The organism is Variovorax sp. BGA-UO-ETr-C22, from assembly GCF_059567965.1.
The window spans coordinates 194,298-211,561 of record NZ_JCAQPA010000008.1; the positions used below are offsets into that span (position 1 = coordinate 194,298).

Here is a 17,264-nt window from a genome sequence, read left to right on the forward strand (position 1 = left end):
AGAATCTCGCTCGTCTATTTTTTCAGCCAGATTTCCGTGGATCGAAAAATCTGTACGCCGGCCCATTCGGCTGGCGGCACATCCTGTACCGATGGTTTGTAGATGATGGCGCCGATTTTGCGCATCAGGAAGATGACCGGCGAATCCTCGGCAAGAATCTTGTTCACCTGTTGGTAGCTATCGAGGCGCACCTTAGGGTCCGTATTGACACGGGCTAGCTCGAGCAGAAAATCCACCTTCGGGTTCGAGTACTTCATGTAATTGAAACGCCCACGCGAGTGGAAACCTTCAAACAGGCCATCGGGATCGGGGTACTCTTGCGCCACCCAACTGGCAGCCTCGAAATTCTTCTTGGAAAGAACGCGTTCCGCGATCTGCGGGAAGTCAACTGCCGAAATTTTCACCTGCACACCGACCGCACGCCACATCTGCTGAAGAACTTCCGCTTGCTTGCGTCCGTCCGGGCTGGCGACCGTGAGCAATTCGAATGCGACAGGCTTGCCGTAGGCCACCAACAATTCGCGCGCAGCCTTCTGATCGAATCCTGGCCATGCGGCCTTTCCGTCGTACGGTGAACCTTCACCCAACGGACCTTGGCCCGGCCTGCAGATACCGTTGGTCATTACCTTGACCAACGCCTCGCGATTGACGGCCAAGGCCAACGCGCGTCGTACGCGCGGGTCACTGAACGGCTCGCGTGAAGTGTCCAACACGACCATCTTCGAGCCCAGTCCCATGTTGATCCGGGCCTGCATGCCGACCGCACGCGCCTGCTCGGCTTGCAAGGGATTGATCGTCTGCATGAGATCAATGTCGCCGGCGCGCAAACTCTGCAGACGGGTTTGCTCGTCGGGTAGCGGTCGGAAGACGATGCGGTCCAGGTAAGGCAGAGCGCTGCGCCAGTACGAAGGATTGCGCTCCACGACGATCCGGTCACCCCACGTGAATTGCACCAGCTTGAAGGGGCCCGTTCCCACGGGCCGGGTTCCATAGTCCGGTCCGTTGGCGGCGACCGCAGTGGGCGAAGGGATGAAGGCAAAGGCCGATCCCAGAACTTGCGCTGGAAACGAAGCCCAGCCGCTTGCGAGCTTGAATACCACAGTGTCGGTAGCCGGCGTCTCGATGGATGTGATCGCTTGCATGGTCGGCAAGCAGGTGCAGTGCGTTTTTGGATTGGCCAGACGCTTGAAATGTGCAGCCACCGCTTGAGCATTGAATGGCGTGCCGTCGTGGAAGCTCACACCTTGGCGCAGTGTGACTGTCCAAATGCGACTGTCCGGAGAGGACTTTACCTTGGTCGCGAGCGCGAACTTGTAGCTACCATCGCGCTGCATGTCGATCAAGGGATCATAAACTGCGTACATCACGGCCTGAGCGCCCGCATCGCCACTACGTCCCGCTGGATCAAGTGTTGCCGGTTGGGCATGCAGGGCCACGTTCAGCACTCCACCCGGTTGCGGCACAGCGGCGGCGATCAGAGGCAGCATCCAGGCTAGAGTCAACAAGAAAAACCTGGTGCGCATGAGTCCTTGTAAAGGCATGGGATTGTCTTCTTGTCTGAACTTCTTGACGCAAGCCGGTATAACGAATCGACATCAAAGGCTTGCCTGCTTCAACAATTATGTCGTGGCAAAAAACTGGCAGCACCTCGGAATTTCAGCGAAATCTCCCGTCATCGCTGGCCAATTGCCACTGGCGGCGCAATAGCACTTTTGCCATGGCGTCTGGCCCAAGGGTATTGGAGGTGGCCCGCCCCTCCTGTGCATATCTACTTCAGCTTCGGGCATTGGCATGCCGCAACTGCTCCAGCTCGTGTGGATTCGCACCATGTTTCCCGTGCGCTGCGTATGCGAATACGCCCCGCGGGAGTTTCCGGCGATACGTTGAGAATAGAGGAGCTGTCGGAAATTCCGAGAGGCCGCTTCGTCTTACTGTGTCATAAATGAAATAATGCGGTCCTCTCGTCTTCGCACCGGAGGATTGATGAATGCAGCCGAGCGCTTCGATAGCTACCTGGAGCACCGGAGCGCGGGCCTGGGTCACACGGACCGGCACCCCGGCCTTCGCGGTTATTGCACGGGGCTGAGCTCCCCCTGTCGCGCAAGAGCATAGGGCCCATGGCCGCGCGAGTGGATCCGACACACGCCAGCGCACGGCATCAAGCACTGCACCACTTCGCGGCCAAGGCCGAGTGGTCAGACACCCGGATGCTGCGCCGCGTGTGTCAGTGGGTGATGCCCAAGATGGACTTCAGCTAAGGCGGCTGGTGGCTCACCGTCAGCTCAGAGAGGCATTTGTATGCTTCGCATAAGAGCACCATCAGCTCGATGGTTGGAGGACTCGACTGAATGCCCGCCAGGAGCTCGTCCAGCGTCATCATCAGTTCGCAAGCCCCTAGATCTTCAGCTTGTCGCTTGAGCATAGAAATGTGCTGCGATATGTCGACAGATTGGGGGGGCCTTGCTCCGCGTCCCATCCTCCGCAGTTCGTCGATTGAAGAAGCTAGGTCTTCTTTTGAAAGAGGTCTTGAAGGTCGATTACCTCGACCTTCAAGACCTCCAGGACCGCCTTCCAACATTCCTCGATGAGCGATACAACAAGCGACGCCTACACTCATCACTGGGCTACATGCCCCCAGACGAATTCGAGCAACAACACGCCCGACGACATGTCAATTCATGAACACCGACCTGTCCACCCCGAGGGGGTCACTCCAAGCCCCTTGTGCGCCCCCGCCGCGCGCGCACGGCGTTAGCGCATCCACCCGGCTTCCTTTGCAATCTGCCAGATCCCTGAGGCCGCACTGACTGCAGCCGGCTCGGCAGCATGTCCGCACAGGCCGAACGCGACCAAATAGCGTTCGATCAGAGCGTCGGCGCCAACGACCCGGGTGGGCAGCTCGTCCGACGCCGGGCCCGAGTTGGTGCCTGAAACAACTTCGCTCCCGATCAGCAAGCCCGACGTGTAGTCCGCCAAGGCTTGGCCGGTCATGCGCTCGAATAGGCCGAGGGTGCGAACACCGAATAAAAGCCGAGCGAGATCTGCGCCGCCGTGCGCTTGCGCAACAGCCACGCCGCGTTCGAACGCCGACGCGTCCAAAGCACCCTCGGGCCGGGTTGTGCGGGCCAACACCGAATGACGCAGCAGCACATCGAACAGCTCACCGGTCATGTAGGTATGAAACGATTGCACGGCGGATTGGTGCGTGAGCACCCATTTGGAATGGGTTCCGGGTAGCACGATGCGGCAGCCCGTGGCCAGTTCCGGTTGTGCGGCCAGCAGCGCCGCCACTTGGGTCTCCTCGCCGCGCATGACCTCGGGCGCGCCCTCGGCCGGTTGCCACGAAAGGCCGGGGATGATACGCACGTGCAGCCCGCTGGTGGTCTCCACCGACCGGACATGCGCGGCCAGCTCACTCAGAGGCGCGGGCGCGCTCACGTAAGGCGCCTCGGCCCAGCCGTGCTTGCTGCCAACCATGCCGCAGGCCACGATGGGCAATTCCGGATTGGCGGCCAGCCAGTCGCCCGCCAGGCTGCGCAGTGCGGACTCGAACGCCTCGGCGCCGCCGTCCAGTTTGCTCGCCCCGGCCTCGCTGGAGCACTGGGCGACCACCTCACCTTGCTTGTCCATCAGATAGCCGCGCAGTGACGTGCTACCCCAGTCGAGCGCGATGAGGCGCGGCGTGTCTCCTACCATTCGGCCACGCTGCCGTCAGGATGGCGCCAGACCGGATTGTGCCAATCGGGCGCGTCCTTGGCGGCTTCTTGGATGCGTTCCTCGTTCATCACCACGCCCAGGCCGGGGCGGGAGCTGGCCGTCAGGAAGCCGTCCTTCACTGCAAAATCTTCGGGGTTGGAGATGTAATCCAGCAGGTCCGCACCGCGGTTGTAGTGGATGCCCATACTCTGCTCTTGGAACACAGCGTTATGCGAGACGAAGTCCACCTGCAGGCACGCAGCTAGAGCCAGTGGGCCCAAAGGGCAATGCAGCGCCAGGGCCACATCGTGCGCCTCGGCCATGCCAGCGATGCGTACGCACTCGGAGATTCCGCCGGCATGTGAAACGTCCGGCTGCAGGATGGCGATGCCGCCGCCGGCGAGCACTCGCTTGAAATCGTAACGCGAGTACATGCGCTCGCCGGCCGCCAGAGGGATAGCGGTGTGCTCGGCCAACCGCGCGTAATGCTCGGCGTGCTCGGCCAGCACCGGCTCTTCCACGAAGAGCGGCCGCAGCGGTTCTAGCTCGCGCAGCAGCACCTTGGCCATTGGCAAGCTGACACGTCCATGGAAGTCGATCCCGAAGTCCACTTCCGAACCGAAGGTCGCGCGGATCTCGCCGAATTTTTCTATCGCGCGATCTACCGCAGCGTGCGTGTCGACCATGCCGAATTCCTCGGTGCCGTTCATCTTGAAGGTGTCGAAGCCGCGCGCCATGGCTGCGCCGATCGCCTCCACCACCTCCGCCGGGCGGTCGCCGCCAACCCAGCAGTAGGTCTTCATGCGATCGCGCAGCTTGCCGCCCAGCAACTGGTAAACCGGCACATCGAGCGACTTGCCCAGGATGTCCCAGAGGGCTTGGTCGATGCCGGCGATGGCGCTCATCAGTACCGGGCCGCCGCGGTAGAAGCCGCCGCGATACATTACTTGCCACAGGTCGTTGATGTTGCGCGGGTCTTGGCCGATCAGGTAGTGCGACAACTCCATCACCGCTGCCTCGACGGTGCGTGCCCGCCCCTCCAGCACCGGCTCGCCCCAACCGACGATGCCTTCGTCGGTTTCGATTTTCAGGAACATCCAGCGCGGAGGAACGCGATAGGTGGTGAGTCGAGTGATTTTCATGAGGTTTTCCTGATGGATGAGTGCCAGGCTTGAATGAACGCCGATGCTCGCGCCGCTGTGTCTGCGCTGGATTGGCCCGGCTTGTAGAGGTCAGAGCCCAGCCCCGCGCCGCGGCAACCCGAGGCGAGCCAGAATTGGAGGTTGTCCGGCGTGACGCCGCCAACGGCGAACAGCGGGAAGTCACTCGGCACCACGGCGCGCAGCGCGCGCACATAGTCCGGTCCCAGCGAGGCAGCCGGGAAGATCTTGACGCCATGGGCGCCGGCGCGGCGAGCCGCGAAGATTTCGCTTGCCGTCATCGCGCCCGGCAATGCGACCATGCCTTCGCGTACCGCTTGCTCGATCACGCCGGGGCAGGTGTCGGGGGCGACCGCGATGCGGCCACCGGCAGCCTTCAAGGCGCGGACCTGGGCCACCTCCAGCACCGTGCCAGCACCGACCAGCGCGCGCGCGCCGGCGAAGTCCGACACAGCGCGCACGCTGCGTTCCCACGCGGGCGAGTTGGTCGGAATTTCGATGCACTCGAAGCCGGCGTCAAGCAGGGCGCGCGCATGGGTCACTGCCTCCTCTGGATGGATGCCGCGAAGAATGGCGATCAGCGGCACGACCATGGGCCATGGCGCGGTTGCAGCAGTTGAATTGGTGGATGCAGTGGGAATGGTCATGGTGTTGCCAAAGTTCCGGCAGCGGCCGCACCGGTCAGAGGCCGCGCACCGCGCACTGCAACGGCCAGGCACAGCAGCCGCCGCGCAGTAGTGATGAAGAGTCGGTCGCGTTTTGCGCCGCCAAAACACAAGTTGCTGACGACGCCGCCCAGCGCGAGCTTGCCCAACAGTGTGCCGTCCGGCGCAAAGCAGTGCACCCCGTCGCCGGCACTGCTCCACACGTTGCCTTGTTCGTCTACGGCCAGGCCGTCGGGCAAGCCGCAGTCGAGGGTGCCCAGCACGCCGTCGGGCTCGAGTTCGGCGCCACGGACCGTAAAGCGCCGGATGTGCGCCGGCGTGCCTGGCACGTGCGAGCCACCGCTCTCGGACACGTACAGCGTGCGGCCATCGGGCGAAAAGACCAGCCCGTTGGGCTTGGTCATGGAGGTCACCACCGCCTGCGGTTCGCGCTCCCCGGCGCCCAGACGAAAGACCCAGCAGCCTTCCTGCTCTCGTTGCGCGCGATGCCCTTCGTAATCCGTCAGGATGCCGTAGTCGGGATCGGTGAACCAGATGCTGCCATCGCCATGCACTGCCACGTCGTTCGGCGAATTCAGGCGTTTGCCTTGAAAGTGACTGGCCAGCACGCTGACGCTGCCGTTCAGGTCACGTGCAACGAGGCTTCGACTGCCGTGTTCGCAAGCGAGCACGCGGCCTTGGCCGTCGCGCGCGCGGCCATTCTGAAAGCCGCCCCGGCTGAACACGCCGACGCCGACGCCTGGCACCCAGCGCAGCACTTGATCGTTCGGGATATCGGAAAACAGGAGCTGCTCGCTGTCGGGAAGCCACAATGGGCCTTCCAGCCAGCGGCCGCCTTCGTACAGACATTCCAGTTCGGCGTTTGGCAAGACCAGCCGGCGGAAGCGTGCATCCAGAGCTGAATAGAGCTGCGACATGCTCAACTCCAGCGAGGTAGCAGCGAGAACTGGGCGACCAGCGTTTCGCCCGGCGCCAAACTGGCGCCGCCCAGGTCTGCTGCGGAATGTTCGGCGCGCAGGTTGATCCAATCGGTGCACTGACTGACCGGCTCTGCGCAGAAGTGGTCCGCCCGCGCCGGGCTGTACAGCACGAAAAAGTCCAAAGGCGCTTGCGCCCGCATCACGAGCGACCGCGCCGGGCCATTCGCATCGTCGCTCCATTCGATGTACGCCTCGCGGTCCCAGCCACTGAAGTTGTTGTCCAGCACGAGATCCGCCACGCCAGTGCCGGCTGCCAAGCGGGCGACGGCCTCGTGGGTCGACAACGCGATTGGCAGGACGTCCTGGTCGCCTTCCCACATCGCTCTGGTGCGAACTGTGATGCGGGTCCGGTCGTCGCGCGGAAAGTAGGGGTGATGTCCGATGCCGGCCGGCATGGGCACGGTGTCCCGGTTTGTCACTGCCATCGACACCGTCAGCGCCGTGGCGGAGAGCTCGAAAGTCTGCGACGCACTGAACGACCACGGCCATTCGGTATCGGCTTCGACCGCCAATTGCAAGGTCGCCCGGGTGTTTGAAGCCGCAACCGTGCGCCAGGGGCGCAGCCAACCGATACCGTGCAGTGGATGCGGCGAATCGCTGCCCGGATGGTTCGGGTGCATGCGGATCTCGCGACCGGCGAACATTGCCGCGCCATTGCGGATGCGGTTGCAGAATGGCACCAGCGGGAAGCTGCCCATGCCCAGCGGCTCTCCATTCAGCATGCTCTGCACTGTGGCCGGGCGCAGCCAGTGCGTCCGGCGAAGCGCGCCGGCCTCGCGCCATTCGCGGCTGAAGTGCGCAATGGAGCCGCCCACCGTCGGACTCAGGCCCAGGCGCAATTCGCCGGCCGTCAGTTCAATGAAGTCTTCCGCCACCGCGCGTCGCCGGCTTCAGTATGCGAACGCGCGGTAGCTTTCGCTTTCCTCGCGCAGGTTCGCCTCATCCACGATCGGGTTGTTGCGCAGCAGTTGCTTGCCGATCGGTGAAAGTGTGTTCCAGGCCTCGCGCGGTACGCGGATGTGCACCTCTGGGCGAAGCAGCCAGCGGCGGCTGTAGCCCAATACCACCATCGGCCGCGGTGTCTCGGTGCGATTGGGCGTACCCCGGTGGATGGCACGCACGTCGCGGATCATCACATCGCCGAGCGCCATCTTCAATGAATGCACTGGCAGCGAACCGTCCTTCAATCCCGCCATCGCTTCGGTCCTGTTCATCCGGTGTGTTCCGAAGGTGGTCTCGAACGGGCCGTTGTCGTCGGTGACATCGCACAACGGAAAGTTGACCGCCAACTGGAACGAGGGCGTGTCGTTGTCATTGAGTTCCGGGAACAGCGGCGGCGTGTCGGAATGCCAGGGCTGGTAGTCGGAGCCCTTGAGTGGCGTATCGGTTGCCAGCTGGCACAGCACCGGCTCCGGACCGGCCACACGCTCGACGATGGACAGGATGTCGCGGTCCTCGTAGATCTCGGGGTCTGCGAACGGCAGGGCAAATGGCAAGGTGACGTAGTAGCGCTCTGCGCCTCTGCTGGGCTTGCCGCGTTCGGCCTCGATGCCTGCCTCCAGCAGAGGCTGAAAGGCTTCCCGCCAACGCTCGAGCTTGTCGCGCGGGATATGGTTACGCAGGATGACGAGGCTGTCGCGATTGAAATCGCGTGCGAAGGCGTCGTGTTGGGCAGCGGTGTAGCGCATGTGAACTTCGAATTAATATTAACTCAGGTGCCCTGACTTTATAATTCATATTATACTGATGCCATCGGGTTATTACCTAGATGTGCGCGCCAGCAGAAGTAATAATGGTGCAGTGATTAAAAACGACAGCACCAGGGCCAAGCCCAAACAGCGCCCGACGATGACCGACATCGCCCAGAAAATCGGCGTGTCCCAATCCACGGTTTCGCTGGTTCTCAACCAGATGACCGGCGCCAAGGTGGCGCAGGCGACCCGGGACAAAGTGTTTGCCGTCGCGGCCGAGCTGGGTTACGAGTTGCCAAGGCGCAAGACCCGGCTGCCTGCCGCGCCCCCTTCGGTCGGGGGGGCGCGCCGCAACATGGTGGTCTACATCGCTGATGAAATTTCCACATCGCCCCATCCGGCGCTGAGCATCGACGGCGCGCGCACCGCGGCCTGGGAGCACAACTGCCTGTTGTCGGTGCAAGTGGCCGGCGGCGACCGCGAACTGGAGGACGCCATCGTGGAGGCGACGTTGGCCAATCCGGCAGTCTTGGGTGTGGTGTATGCCACGATCTTCACGCGTGAGGTCGAGCTGCCGCGCGCATTGCAGACCGGCGCCTTGGCGTGTGTTCTGCTGAACTGCACGACTCGCCTGCGCCGCCGGTCCAGTGTGGTTCCCGGCGAGGTTGGTGGCGGCTTCACCGCAACCGAGCACCTGATTGCAAACGGCCATACCCGGATCGGCTTTATCAACGGCGAGCCCTGGATGGACGCGGCGCGCGATCGCCTTCGCGGCTACCGCCAGGCGCTGGCCACGGCCGACTTGCCATTCGACCCCGATCTGGTGCGCGACGGTGACTGGATGAGCGGCTCGGGCTTCGAACATGCCACTGCGCTGATGCGGCTCAAGCGCCCGCCGACGGCGATTTTCTGCGCCAACGATCCGATGGCACTGGGCGCGCTGGAGGCCATCAAAGCCTTGGGCTTGGCGGTGCCGGGCGATGTGTCGGTGCTCGGCTACGACGACCAGGAGGCAGCCAGCCATGCGCACCCGCCGCTCTCCACGGTGCTGCTCCCGAACTTCGCGATGGGCCAGTGGGCCGTCGAGCGGCTGATCGAGGAAGCCAGCGGAACCGATGGCGCTGCGGGATTGCGGCACATCAAGATGGACTGTCCACTGGTCTTGCGCCAGTCGGTGTCCGCGCGCGTCAATTCATAACTAGGTGATTTCCCTCGTTTATTATTAATATCTAGTGAGTAAACTCCGCTGAGGCCGACAATATGAAGCGGCCGGTTGTGGGGCAATTCCCCTTTTTGTTTTAACTCACTGGAGTCCTCATGCGCTTCGCTTCGTTGACCGCAATTGCCTTGGCCGCCACTTTCGGAGTCTCCGCTTACGCCGAGTTGCCCAAGTTGAAGCAGAAAGACACCTACAAGGTGGGCTTCGCCCAGACCGAAAGCAACAATCCCTGGCGCATTGCTGAGAGCAAGTCGATGCAGGACATCGCCAAGGCATGCGGTTGGAACTTGGTCTACACCGATGCGGCTGGCTCTGCCGCCAAACAGGTGGCGGACGTGGAAAGCATGATCGCCCAGAAGGTCGATCTGATCGTGCTGGCCCCGCGCGAGGAAAAGCCACTGATCCCGGCTGTGATGAAAGCCAAAAAGGCAGGCATCCCGGTGATCCTGATCGACCGCGACGTCGATCCCAAGCTCGCCAAGGCGGGCGTCGACTATGTCACGTTCATCGGTTCGGACTTCGTCGACCAGGGCCGCCGCGCTGCGGAATGGTTGGTCAAAGCTTCCAAGGGCCAAGGCAAGATCGTCGAGCTCGAAGGCTCCACGGGCTCATCGCCGGCCAACAACCGCAAGAAGGGCTTTGACGACGTGATCGCCAAAAACACGGGGCTGAAGATCGTCGCTTCCCAGTCCGGTGATTTTTCCCGGGACAAGGGCCGCCAGGTGATGCAGACCCTGCTCCAGGCCCATCCGGACGTTACCGCCGTCTACGCGCACAACGACGAGATGGCCATCGGTGCGATTTCGGCGCTCGAGGCGGCCGGCAAGAAGCCTGGCCAGGACGTGGTGGTGGTGTCGATCGACGGCACCCGGGATGCGCTGACTGCGATCGCGTCCGGCAAGATGGGCGCCACCGTCCAATCCAGCCCGTTCTTCGGGCCCATCGCCTGTGAGACCGCAAGGAAGTACGCCAAGGGCGAAAAAATTCCGGGCTGGGTCAAGGTGGAAGACAAGTTCTACGACAAGGGCAACGCGCAAGCCAGCATGGCCGACGGTTACTGACCGATCTCTTCTGGCTGCTGCTATGAGCATGAACGCCCCCGGGACGTCGCTGCTGGAGATGCGCGGCATCGATAAGGCCTTCGGCGGTGTGCCGGCTCTGCGCCAAAGCAGGCTGTGCGTGGGCCGTGGCGAGGTGCATGCCCTGATAGGACAGAACGGCGCAGGCAAGTCCACGCTGATCAAGATCCTGACGGGGGCCTACGCGCGCGACGCCGGGACCATCGTGTTCGATGGCAAGGAAGTCGACTTCAAAGTTCCCATTGCGGCGCAGCGCGCCGGATTGAGCACGATCTACCAGGAACTCAATCTGGTGCCGCAGCGCTCGGTTGCCGAGAACATCTTTCTCGGTCGCGAGCCAATCCGCTTTGGCCTGATCGATTGGCGCCACATGGAGGCCGAGAGCGCGCGCATCCTGGCGGGCTTCGGCATGTCGGTTGATGTCAGCAGGCCGCTGCGGTCGTACAACACCGCCACCCAGCAGATGACGGCCATTGCCCGCGCCGTCAGCATGCGCGCCAAACTGGTCATCATGGATGAGCCCACTTCGTCGCTGGACGAAACCGAAGTAAGCACCTTGTTTGGCGTCATCCAAAAGCTCAAGGCTGGCGGCACTTCGGTCGTGTTCGTAAGCCACCGGCTGGACGAGCTGTATGCCGTGTGCGACCGCATCACCGTCATGCGTGATGGCCAGACAGTGGCCGAACGCGAGATGGAGGGCTTTCCAAAGCTGGATCTGGTCGCCGCCATGCTCGGGAAGGAGCTGTCGGTGCTGCAGGGCGCGCGCCGTGCTGCTCCCGACCCGTCGATGTCCGAGGTGCTGAGCGTCCAGCACTTGCGCAGCGGCACACGCGTGAAGGATGCCAGTGTCGCCGTGCGACGCGGCGAGATTGTTGGCTTGGGGGGCTTGCTGGGCTCGGGCCGCACCGAGCTCGCGCGCGCGGTGTTCGGCGCCGACGCGGTCGATGCCGGGCAAATCCGAATAAAAGGCGAGTTCGTCAAGTTGGACCAGCCGGCCGACGCCATCGCCCGCGGCGTGGCCTTCCTGTCGGAAGATCGCAAGACAGAGGGCATCATCGCCGACCTCTCTATCCGCGAAAACCTTTGCTTGGTTCTGTCGCCCCGCCTGGCGCGACTGGGCATCGTCGATAACCGAAGGCAGCAGGAGATTACGGAGGAATTCATCCGCAAGCTGGGTATCCGCTGCGCCGGGCCGGATCAGCCGATCCGGGAACTATCGGGCGGTAATCAGCAAAAGGTGCTGCTGGCACGTTGGCTGGCTGCGGGTATCGACCTCCTGCTGCTGGACGAACCCACGCGCGGCATAGACGTTGGCGCCAAGGCGGAGATTCTTGAACTGATTCGCGGCTTGGCCGATTCGCAAGGGCTGTCCGTCTTGATCATCGCCAGCGAACTGGAAGAACTCGTTGCCGCCAGCGACCGCGTCGCGGTGCTGCGCGATGGCCGCACAGTGGCCGAGCTGACGGGCAACAACGTCAATGAGAGTGCCGTTATGGCGGCAATGGCCAACGAGCCGGCGAAGCAGACGGAAGTTCCGGAGGTGGCACATGGCTGAATCAGCCCCCGCATCGACCCCGCTGACGACGAGCGGCACCGAGCGTCGCGGTTGGGCGTGGCTAAAAGGTGGGCGTACGCTGATTGCGTTGGTGGCGCTGCTTGCGTTCAATGCACTGTTCACGCGCGACTTCCTCACACTGCAGACACTGAATATCAACCTCTCGCAAGTGGCACAGGTCGTCGTGGTGGCTATGGGCATGGCGTTGGTCATCGCCACCGGAGGTATCGACCTCTCGGTGGGCGCAGTGGCGGCGTTCGCGGGTACCCTGGCTGCAGTTCTGCTGACCCAAGACTCGGGTGTACTTGCGCAGCCCGGGGTGGCAGTGCTGGCGGCGCTTGCATTGCCCTTGCTAGCCGCGGCGTTGCTCGGCGGGATGAACGGGCTCCTGATCACACGTTACGGGGTACAACCCATCGTGGCCACGCTGGTGCTATTCATCGCCGGCCGCGGGCTCGCTGAAATGCTCACGAACAGCAATCTGCGCGCCTTTGCTCCCGAGCGGCTGGAATGGCTGCGCAGCAATCTGCTCGGCTTACCGGTCCAAGCCTGGTTGATGGCGGCGGTGGTCGCTGTGACCGCCTGGGTGGTGCGGCGAACGCTGTTCGCGCGCCGCTTGCTTGCTGTGGGTGGCAATGCGCGGGCAGCGCACCTTGCCGGGGTGCCGGTGGCCCGCGTAAAGCTGATCGCCTACTGCGCCTGCGCAGCGTTGGCCGGCCTGGCTGGCCTGATGAACGTGGCCATGATTTCGGCCGCCGATCCCGCCAAGATCGGTCTGAACATCGAGCTGGACGCCATTGCGGCGGTGGCCGTCGGCGGTACGCTGCTCTCCGGCGGAAGGGTCGACATCTTCGGCACGCTACTGGGAGCACTCGCCATCCAATTGCTCGACTACACCCTACTTGCTCACGGGGTGGCCGATGAATACGCGCTCATCGCCAAGGCGACGATCATCCTGTTGGCAGTGTCTCTGCAGCGGCGCGGCAAGTAGACCCCGACGATCGAGAACTCACGATGAATTTGCAGTCTTCCAGCAGTACATCACAAGAAGGTGCCGGTGTGTCGCCCGTTGCGAGGCCGGTACAGGAGCCCTCCGTTTGGAAGCGACGCCTCCAGTCGCAGGGTGCACTGGTAGCTTTGGCGTTGCTCCTTCTGTTCGGCGGCCTTCGCTACGACGAGTTTCTGGGAACCCAGAACATCGTGTTCTTGTCGGCCAGCACGTCCAAGTTCGGCCTGATCGCCATTGGCATGGCATTTGTAATCATGGCCGGTGGCATCGATCTTTCGGTGGGTACGGTGGCGGTGCTGGCGAGCGTGGTAGCGGCCCACCTGTCACACCACGGCGTTGTCCCGGCGTTGGCGGGCGGCGTGGCTGTTGGCTTGCTAGCGGGCCTGTTCAACGGCATCGCGATTGCACGATTCAAGCTGATGCCTTTCGTCGTCACGCTGAGCACCTTCATCGCGGCGCGCGGCTTGGCTCTGGTCGTATCCAATCGAGAAACCGTCGCCATCAGTTATGAGACCGGATTTGATCAGCTCGCAGACGGCATGCTCTTGGGTGTGCCAACGCCCGTGTGGATTGCCGGCTTGGCCTTCGCGTTGGGCGCATTGGCTCTGCGTTTTTCGCGGTTTGGCCGTGGCGTGCTGGCGGTTGGTGGAAACGAGGAAGCTGCGCGCCTGATGGGCTTGCCGGTAGAGCGGATCAAGGTCTCGGTCTACGCGCTGTCGGGCTGCCTGGCTGGCCTGGCCGGTGTCCTGCTGGCCGCGCAAACCTCGGGTTCACCCACTGAGGGCGCGGGCTGGGAGTTGATTGCGATCGCCGCAGTGGTCGTCGGCGGCACGCTGCTTACCGGCGGCGAAGGCTCGATCCTCAACACCCTTACTGGCGTACTGCTGCTGGCTGTGATTCTGAACATGATCAATTTCGAGAACGGCTACACCGACGGGCCGCACCTGACGCTGGGGTCCTATTGGCAGACTATCGTGCGCGGAGCGTTTCTGCTGGCCGTGGTGGTGCTGCAAGCCAGGCTGGCGCGTGGCGGACCATCAGCGCACTGAACAACTTCATCTCTCTTCGCATGATTGAAACCCGTTATCCCAGCTTGGCCGGGCGCGCCGTGGTCATCTCCGGCGGTGCCAGCGGCATCGGCGAGGCTTTCGTGCGGGCCTTTGCTGCACAGGGCGCGAAGGTCTCCTTCATTGATCTTGACGTCCAGGCTGGCACCAATCTGGCCGAGACCTTGCGCCGAGACGGTGCCGAAGTGTTCTACCAAGCCTGCGACGTGGCTGATGTCACCGCACTGCGCGTCTGCCTGGCGGAAGGTGAACGTCGTCACGGGGCGCCCCGTGTGCTGATCAATAACGCAGCCAATGACGTCCGGCATGCAGTCGCCGACGTGACCCCCGAGTTCTTCGATCACACGATCGCGGTCAACCTGCGCCACCAGTTCTTCGCTTCCCAAGCTGTGGCGCCGGCCATGGCGTCGGCTGGTGGCGGCAGCATCATCAATCTGGGCTCGACCAGTTGGATGATCAAGGGGCGCGGTTACCCGATCTATGCCACTTGCAAATCGGCGGTTCATGGCCTGTCGCGCTCTCTCGCACGCGAGCTGGGACCACAGGGAATCCGCGTCAATGCGCTGGTGCCCGGGTGGGTGATGACACCGCGCCAGGTGCGGCTGTGGGTAACACCCGAGGCCGAAGCCGAAATTGACGCCGCTCAGTGCCTGACTGGCCGCGTGATGGCCCAGGACATTGCGGCCATGGCGCTCTTTCTGGCGGCGGACGATTCACGTATGTGCACTGCGCAGAGCTTCGTCGTGGACGGGGGGTGGACCTGAGTGCGCTCCCCGCACTGCACTGGTGGGCTAGGGTTTAGAGGTGTTGACGAAGTCAATTGGCGTGACGATCGTGGGGAAGTCGCACACACCCACGCTCGACTTTGCTATGGGCAACAGTGCACCACGGGTGCGGGCCGTGAAGCCTCGGGATTTGCTGCGGCGGAAGCTGCGGGTGGGGTTGCGGAGGCTGGCGGGAGAAGGGGCATCGCGGGAGCACCGCCCCCACCGCCACCGCAGGCCACCAGCGACAGGCTCACAAGAGTGCCTGCAATTGCTGCTGCGCATTGCTTGATATTCATGAAAGCTCCTGTCATTGGGGGGGTGTCGGCCGGCGGATGCTAGTCACGTCACATGACAGATGAATGAACAATACTCAATATTTGTTTTTCAAAAAATGAGTGAAACTACATCGATCGAGCCGGCAGCCATCTGCCTGCATTGATTCACTTTCAACGACTGCAAGACCGTGCTTCTCTCTGCTCCCGCGACTTTCCAGCATGCGACGCCGACGCCGACCCCGGCCTCGCACTACCTCATCGACCTCGATGGCACTCTCATCAGGGGAAATATGATCACCCCAGGCGCCACTGCGCTGCTGGCAGCGGTCGACGGGCGATATATAGTGGTCTCGAATAACTCGACAGATACCGCGCTGACGCTGTCGCGCAAGCTCAAGCGTATGGGCCTCACCGTCCCACCAAATAGACTGGTTTTAGCCGGCGAGGTCACCATCGAATGGTTGCGTGAGACCCATCCCGACGCGAGGGTGTATTTGGCGGCAAGCGCTACGCTACGTCGACACGCCTTCCGGATGGGCTGCCGACTGGTCGAACACAATCCCGAGATCGTCGTGCTGGCGCGAGACAAGAAGTTCGACTATCAGAAGTTGCAGCATATTGCGAATCTCGTCCGAAATGGCGCCAAGCTGGTCGTCACGAATCCAGATCACGCCCATCCAGGAATCGGCGGCAGGCTTGTACCCGAAACTGGCGCACTCTTGGCTTCAGTTGTCGCTTGCAGCGGCGTCCAGCCGGAGTACATCGTTGGCAAGCCCGCCGAGGGGATTTTCTGGGAGGCGGTGCGAAGGCTAAAGTCAACGATCACACAGACCGTGATGATTGGCGACAACCCATGCACCGACGCAGCCGGTGCAATTGCCGCGGGCATGCCCTGCCTTCTTGTCGGCGAGGGTGACGACTGCCATGCCATCGATTTGGCGCAACTGCTGCAACATCTACGATGCAGTGAAGCACTGCCCGTCTGCTCGCCTCTTGCGGCTGACTCTTTTAGTATCGCTTGAGTGACAAGATATCGGAAGTGTGGCGTATGGTATCTACGGCATTGTCATAGTCAGTGAGCGCCAGGCAGGCGATCAACACGTCAATGATGGCAAGCTGCGCCAAGCGACTCGTCATGGCCTCTGTTCTAAAGCGGGTCTCACGCGCCATGGTTACGAGCGCGACGTCGGAATGGGCCAGGATCGGCGATTTTCCAAAATTGGTGATGCAGATCGTTTGTGCACCGGCCTCCTTCGCGAGGCGTGTCGCGGTGACGGTTTCATGCGTGCTGCCCGAATGGGAAATCGTCAATACAGCAACACCTGGCCCTGTGAGCGCCGCACTGATGGCTTGAATATGCGAGTCGGTTTCCACCTTGACGTTCATGCCGATACGCAGCATCCGATAGTGCGCATCTTTTGCGATTGTGGCAGCGCTACCGATACCGTAAATCTCCACGCGCTTTGCCTTTTTCAGGATTCGTACGGCGCGCCTCAACGTTGCCATCTCTAGCGTGGAGGACGTATCGTGAAGCGTTTGCACATTGCTCTGGAAGATCTTGCGAGCGACCGTTGCGACGTCATCATCCGGCTCCAGATCTTCGTGGATCATGTGGATGGGGCGCACGATTTCCTGTGCCAACGCGATCTTGAGTGCTTGGAAACCATTCGCACCTATTGCCTTACAAAACCCCACCACACTGCCTTCGCTGGCGCTGCACCGCTCGGCAACTTCGCTGACCGACATATAGACCACCTGCTCAGGGTGGGCAACTATGAAATCGGCGATTCGTTGAGCTGTATTCCCTAGTGAATCTCGCACGCTACTGATACGAGTCAGGATGGCTGTCAAAGCAGCTTGGCGCTCTGTCGGTTTGGGTGCTTTGCTTTTTGTGGGCATTGGGTGTGTGCGATCAAGTGGCCCATCGATCCTACAGAATATGTGTGTCTGCTTACATTTCCATTTTTGCCTGACTTGACCTCTGATCCTTGCGTTTCAGGTCATGTGGCTGATGATTTCACCCCACTTCAAGCGCCGCGGCGTATCCATTTTTCAAGTGACTTCGCATGTAATCGGCACTGCCGCGACAGTTTCCCTCAGC

At 62.2% G+C, this 17,264-nt stretch carries 15 protein-coding genes and 1 pseudogene; 8 read left to right on the forward strand and 8 right to left on the reverse strand.

Annotated features, from left to right (window positions below; all coding sequences use genetic code 11):
- Window positions 1-14: 14 nt before the first annotated feature.
- A complete protein-coding gene (locus AC57B8_RS08380; RefSeq protein WP_496479268.1) occupies window positions 15-1,541 on the reverse strand; it encodes an ABC transporter substrate-binding protein in 1,527 nt (508 codons plus the stop codon).
- A gap of 442 nt (window positions 1,542-1,983) precedes the next feature.
- Here AC57B8_RS08380 and AC57B8_RS08385 point away from each other — a divergent pair.
- Window positions 1,984-2,255: pseudogene (locus tag AC57B8_RS08385) on the forward strand (transposase); the annotation flags it as partial.
- Window positions 2,256-2,751: 496 nt separating this feature from the next.
- On the opposite strand, the gene AC57B8_RS08390 reads toward AC57B8_RS08385, so the two are convergent.
- Genes AC57B8_RS08390 through AC57B8_RS08415 form a run of 6 tightly spaced genes read right to left on the reverse strand, consistent with a single transcriptional unit; the run spans window position 2,752 to window position 8,189 of the window.
- On the reverse strand, window positions 2,752-3,696 hold the full coding sequence (locus AC57B8_RS08390; RefSeq protein WP_496479269.1) for a 2-dehydro-3-deoxygalactonokinase: 945 nt from the start codon (window positions 3,694-3,696) through the stop codon (window positions 2,752-2,754).
- Window positions 3,690-4,838, reverse strand: coding sequence for a galactonate dehydratase (dgoD, locus tag AC57B8_RS08395; protein WP_496479270.1), 1,149 nt, complete (start codon window positions 4,836-4,838; stop codon window positions 3,690-3,692). Before dgoD ends, AC57B8_RS08390 begins: the two co-directional genes overlap by 7 nt.
- Window positions 4,835-5,503, reverse strand: coding sequence for a 2-dehydro-3-deoxy-6-phosphogalactonate aldolase (locus AC57B8_RS08400; RefSeq protein ID WP_496479271.1), 669 nt, complete (start codon window positions 5,501-5,503; stop codon window positions 4,835-4,837). The genes dgoD and AC57B8_RS08400 overlap by 4 nt, the downstream gene beginning before the upstream one ends.
- Entirely contained in the window at window positions 5,500-6,438 is a 939-nt protein-coding gene (locus AC57B8_RS08405) for an SMP-30/gluconolactonase/LRE family protein (protein WP_496479272.1), read from the reverse strand. Before AC57B8_RS08405 ends, AC57B8_RS08400 begins: the two co-directional genes overlap by 4 nt.
- Window positions 6,439-6,440: 2 nt before the next feature.
- Window positions 6,441-7,376, reverse strand: a complete 936-nt coding sequence (locus AC57B8_RS08410; protein WP_496479273.1) for an aldose 1-epimerase — start codon at window positions 7,374-7,376, stop codon at window positions 6,441-6,443.
- A gap of 15 nt (window positions 7,377-7,391) precedes the next feature.
- Window positions 7,392-8,189 carry a phytanoyl-CoA dioxygenase family protein gene (locus AC57B8_RS08415; protein WP_496479274.1) on the reverse strand — a complete coding sequence of 266 codons (798 nt, stop codon included), beginning with the start codon at window positions 8,187-8,189 and terminating at the stop codon, window positions 7,392-7,394.
- 160 nt (window positions 8,190-8,349) lie between these two features.
- Between AC57B8_RS08415 and AC57B8_RS08420 the strand changes: the two genes are divergently transcribed.
- The 7 genes from AC57B8_RS08420 to AC57B8_RS08450 all read left to right on the forward strand — a co-directional run bounded on the left by AC57B8_RS08420 (window position 8,350) and on the right by AC57B8_RS08450 (window position 16,185).
- Complete coding sequence (locus AC57B8_RS08420) at window positions 8,350-9,390, forward strand: LacI family DNA-binding transcriptional regulator (protein ID WP_496479275.1); 1,041 nt, start codon at window positions 8,350-8,352, stop codon at window positions 9,388-9,390.
- 119 nt (window positions 9,391-9,509) lie between these two features.
- Complete coding sequence (locus AC57B8_RS08425) at window positions 9,510-10,472, forward strand: ABC transporter substrate-binding protein (RefSeq protein ID WP_496479276.1); 963 nt, start codon at window positions 9,510-9,512, stop codon at window positions 10,470-10,472.
- 28 nt (window positions 10,473-10,500) lie between these two features.
- Window positions 10,501-12,045, forward strand: a complete 1,545-nt coding sequence (locus tag AC57B8_RS08430; protein ID WP_496479477.1) for a sugar ABC transporter ATP-binding protein — start codon at window positions 10,501-10,503, stop codon at window positions 12,043-12,045.
- A complete protein-coding gene (locus AC57B8_RS08435; protein ID WP_496479277.1) occupies window positions 12,038-13,036 on the forward strand; it encodes an ABC transporter permease in 999 nt (332 codons plus the stop codon). Before AC57B8_RS08430 ends, AC57B8_RS08435 begins: the two co-directional genes overlap by 8 nt.
- Before the next feature lie 23 nt (window positions 13,037-13,059).
- Window positions 13,060-14,103 (forward strand): ABC transporter permease, encoded by a 1,044-nt coding sequence (locus AC57B8_RS08440; protein WP_496479278.1) that lies wholly within the window; start codon window positions 13,060-13,062, stop codon window positions 14,101-14,103.
- Window positions 14,104-14,123: 20 nt separating this feature from the next.
- Window positions 14,124-14,885, forward strand: a complete 762-nt coding sequence (locus tag AC57B8_RS08445) for an SDR family NAD(P)-dependent oxidoreductase (RefSeq protein WP_496479279.1) — start codon at window positions 14,124-14,126, stop codon at window positions 14,883-14,885.
- Window positions 14,886-15,351: 466 nt separating this feature from the next.
- Window positions 15,352-16,185 carry an HAD-IIA family hydrolase gene (locus tag AC57B8_RS08450; protein ID WP_496479280.1) on the forward strand — a complete coding sequence of 278 codons (834 nt, stop codon included), beginning with the start codon at window positions 15,352-15,354 and terminating at the stop codon, window positions 16,183-16,185.
- Here the strand turns inward: AC57B8_RS08450 and AC57B8_RS08455 are convergent.
- Window positions 16,172-17,062, reverse strand: coding sequence for a MurR/RpiR family transcriptional regulator (locus AC57B8_RS08455; RefSeq protein WP_496479281.1), 891 nt, complete (start codon window positions 17,060-17,062; stop codon window positions 16,172-16,174). The genes AC57B8_RS08450 and AC57B8_RS08455 overlap by 14 nt on opposite strands.
- Between the last annotated feature and the right edge of the window lie 202 nt (window positions 17,063-17,264).

Coding starts and splice junctions, on each gene's coding strand:
- AC57B8_RS08380 (WP_496479268.1), bottom strand. CDS start 1,541: ATGCCTTTACAAGGACTCATGCGCACCAGGTTTTTCTTGTTGACTCTA.
- AC57B8_RS08430 (WP_496479477.1), top strand. CDS start 10,501: ATGAACGCCCCCGGGACGTCGCTGCTGGAGATGCGCGGCATCGATAAG.
- AC57B8_RS08440 (WP_496479278.1), top strand. CDS start 13,060: ATGAATTTGCAGTCTTCCAGCAGTACATCACAAGAAGGTGCCGGTGTG.
- AC57B8_RS08390 (WP_496479269.1), bottom strand. CDS start 3,696: ATGGTAGGAGACACGCCGCGCCTCATCGCGCTCGACTGGGGTAGCACG.
- AC57B8_RS08445 (WP_496479279.1), top strand. CDS start 14,124: ATGATTGAAACCCGTTATCCCAGCTTGGCCGGGCGCGCCGTGGTCATC.
- AC57B8_RS08415 (WP_496479274.1), bottom strand. CDS start 8,189: ATGCGCTACACCGCTGCCCAACACGACGCCTTCGCACGCGATTTCAAT.
- AC57B8_RS08455 (WP_496479281.1), bottom strand. CDS start 17,062: ATGCCCACAAAAAGCAAAGCACCCAAACCGACAGAGCGCCAAGCTGCT.
- AC57B8_RS08425 (WP_496479276.1), top strand. CDS start 9,510: ATGCGCTTCGCTTCGTTGACCGCAATTGCCTTGGCCGCCACTTTCGGA.
- AC57B8_RS08400 (WP_496479271.1), bottom strand. CDS start 5,503: ATGACCATTCCCACTGCATCCACCAATTCAACTGCTGCAACCGCGCCA.
- dgoD (WP_496479270.1), bottom strand. CDS start 4,838: ATGAAAATCACTCGACTCACCACCTATCGCGTTCCTCCGCGCTGGATG.
- AC57B8_RS08435 (WP_496479277.1), top strand. CDS start 12,038: ATGGCTGAATCAGCCCCCGCATCGACCCCGCTGACGACGAGCGGCACC.
- AC57B8_RS08420 (WP_496479275.1), top strand. CDS start 8,350: ATGACCGACATCGCCCAGAAAATCGGCGTGTCCCAATCCACGGTTTCG.
- AC57B8_RS08405 (WP_496479272.1), bottom strand. CDS start 6,438: ATGTCGCAGCTCTATTCAGCTCTGGATGCACGCTTCCGCCGGCTGGTC.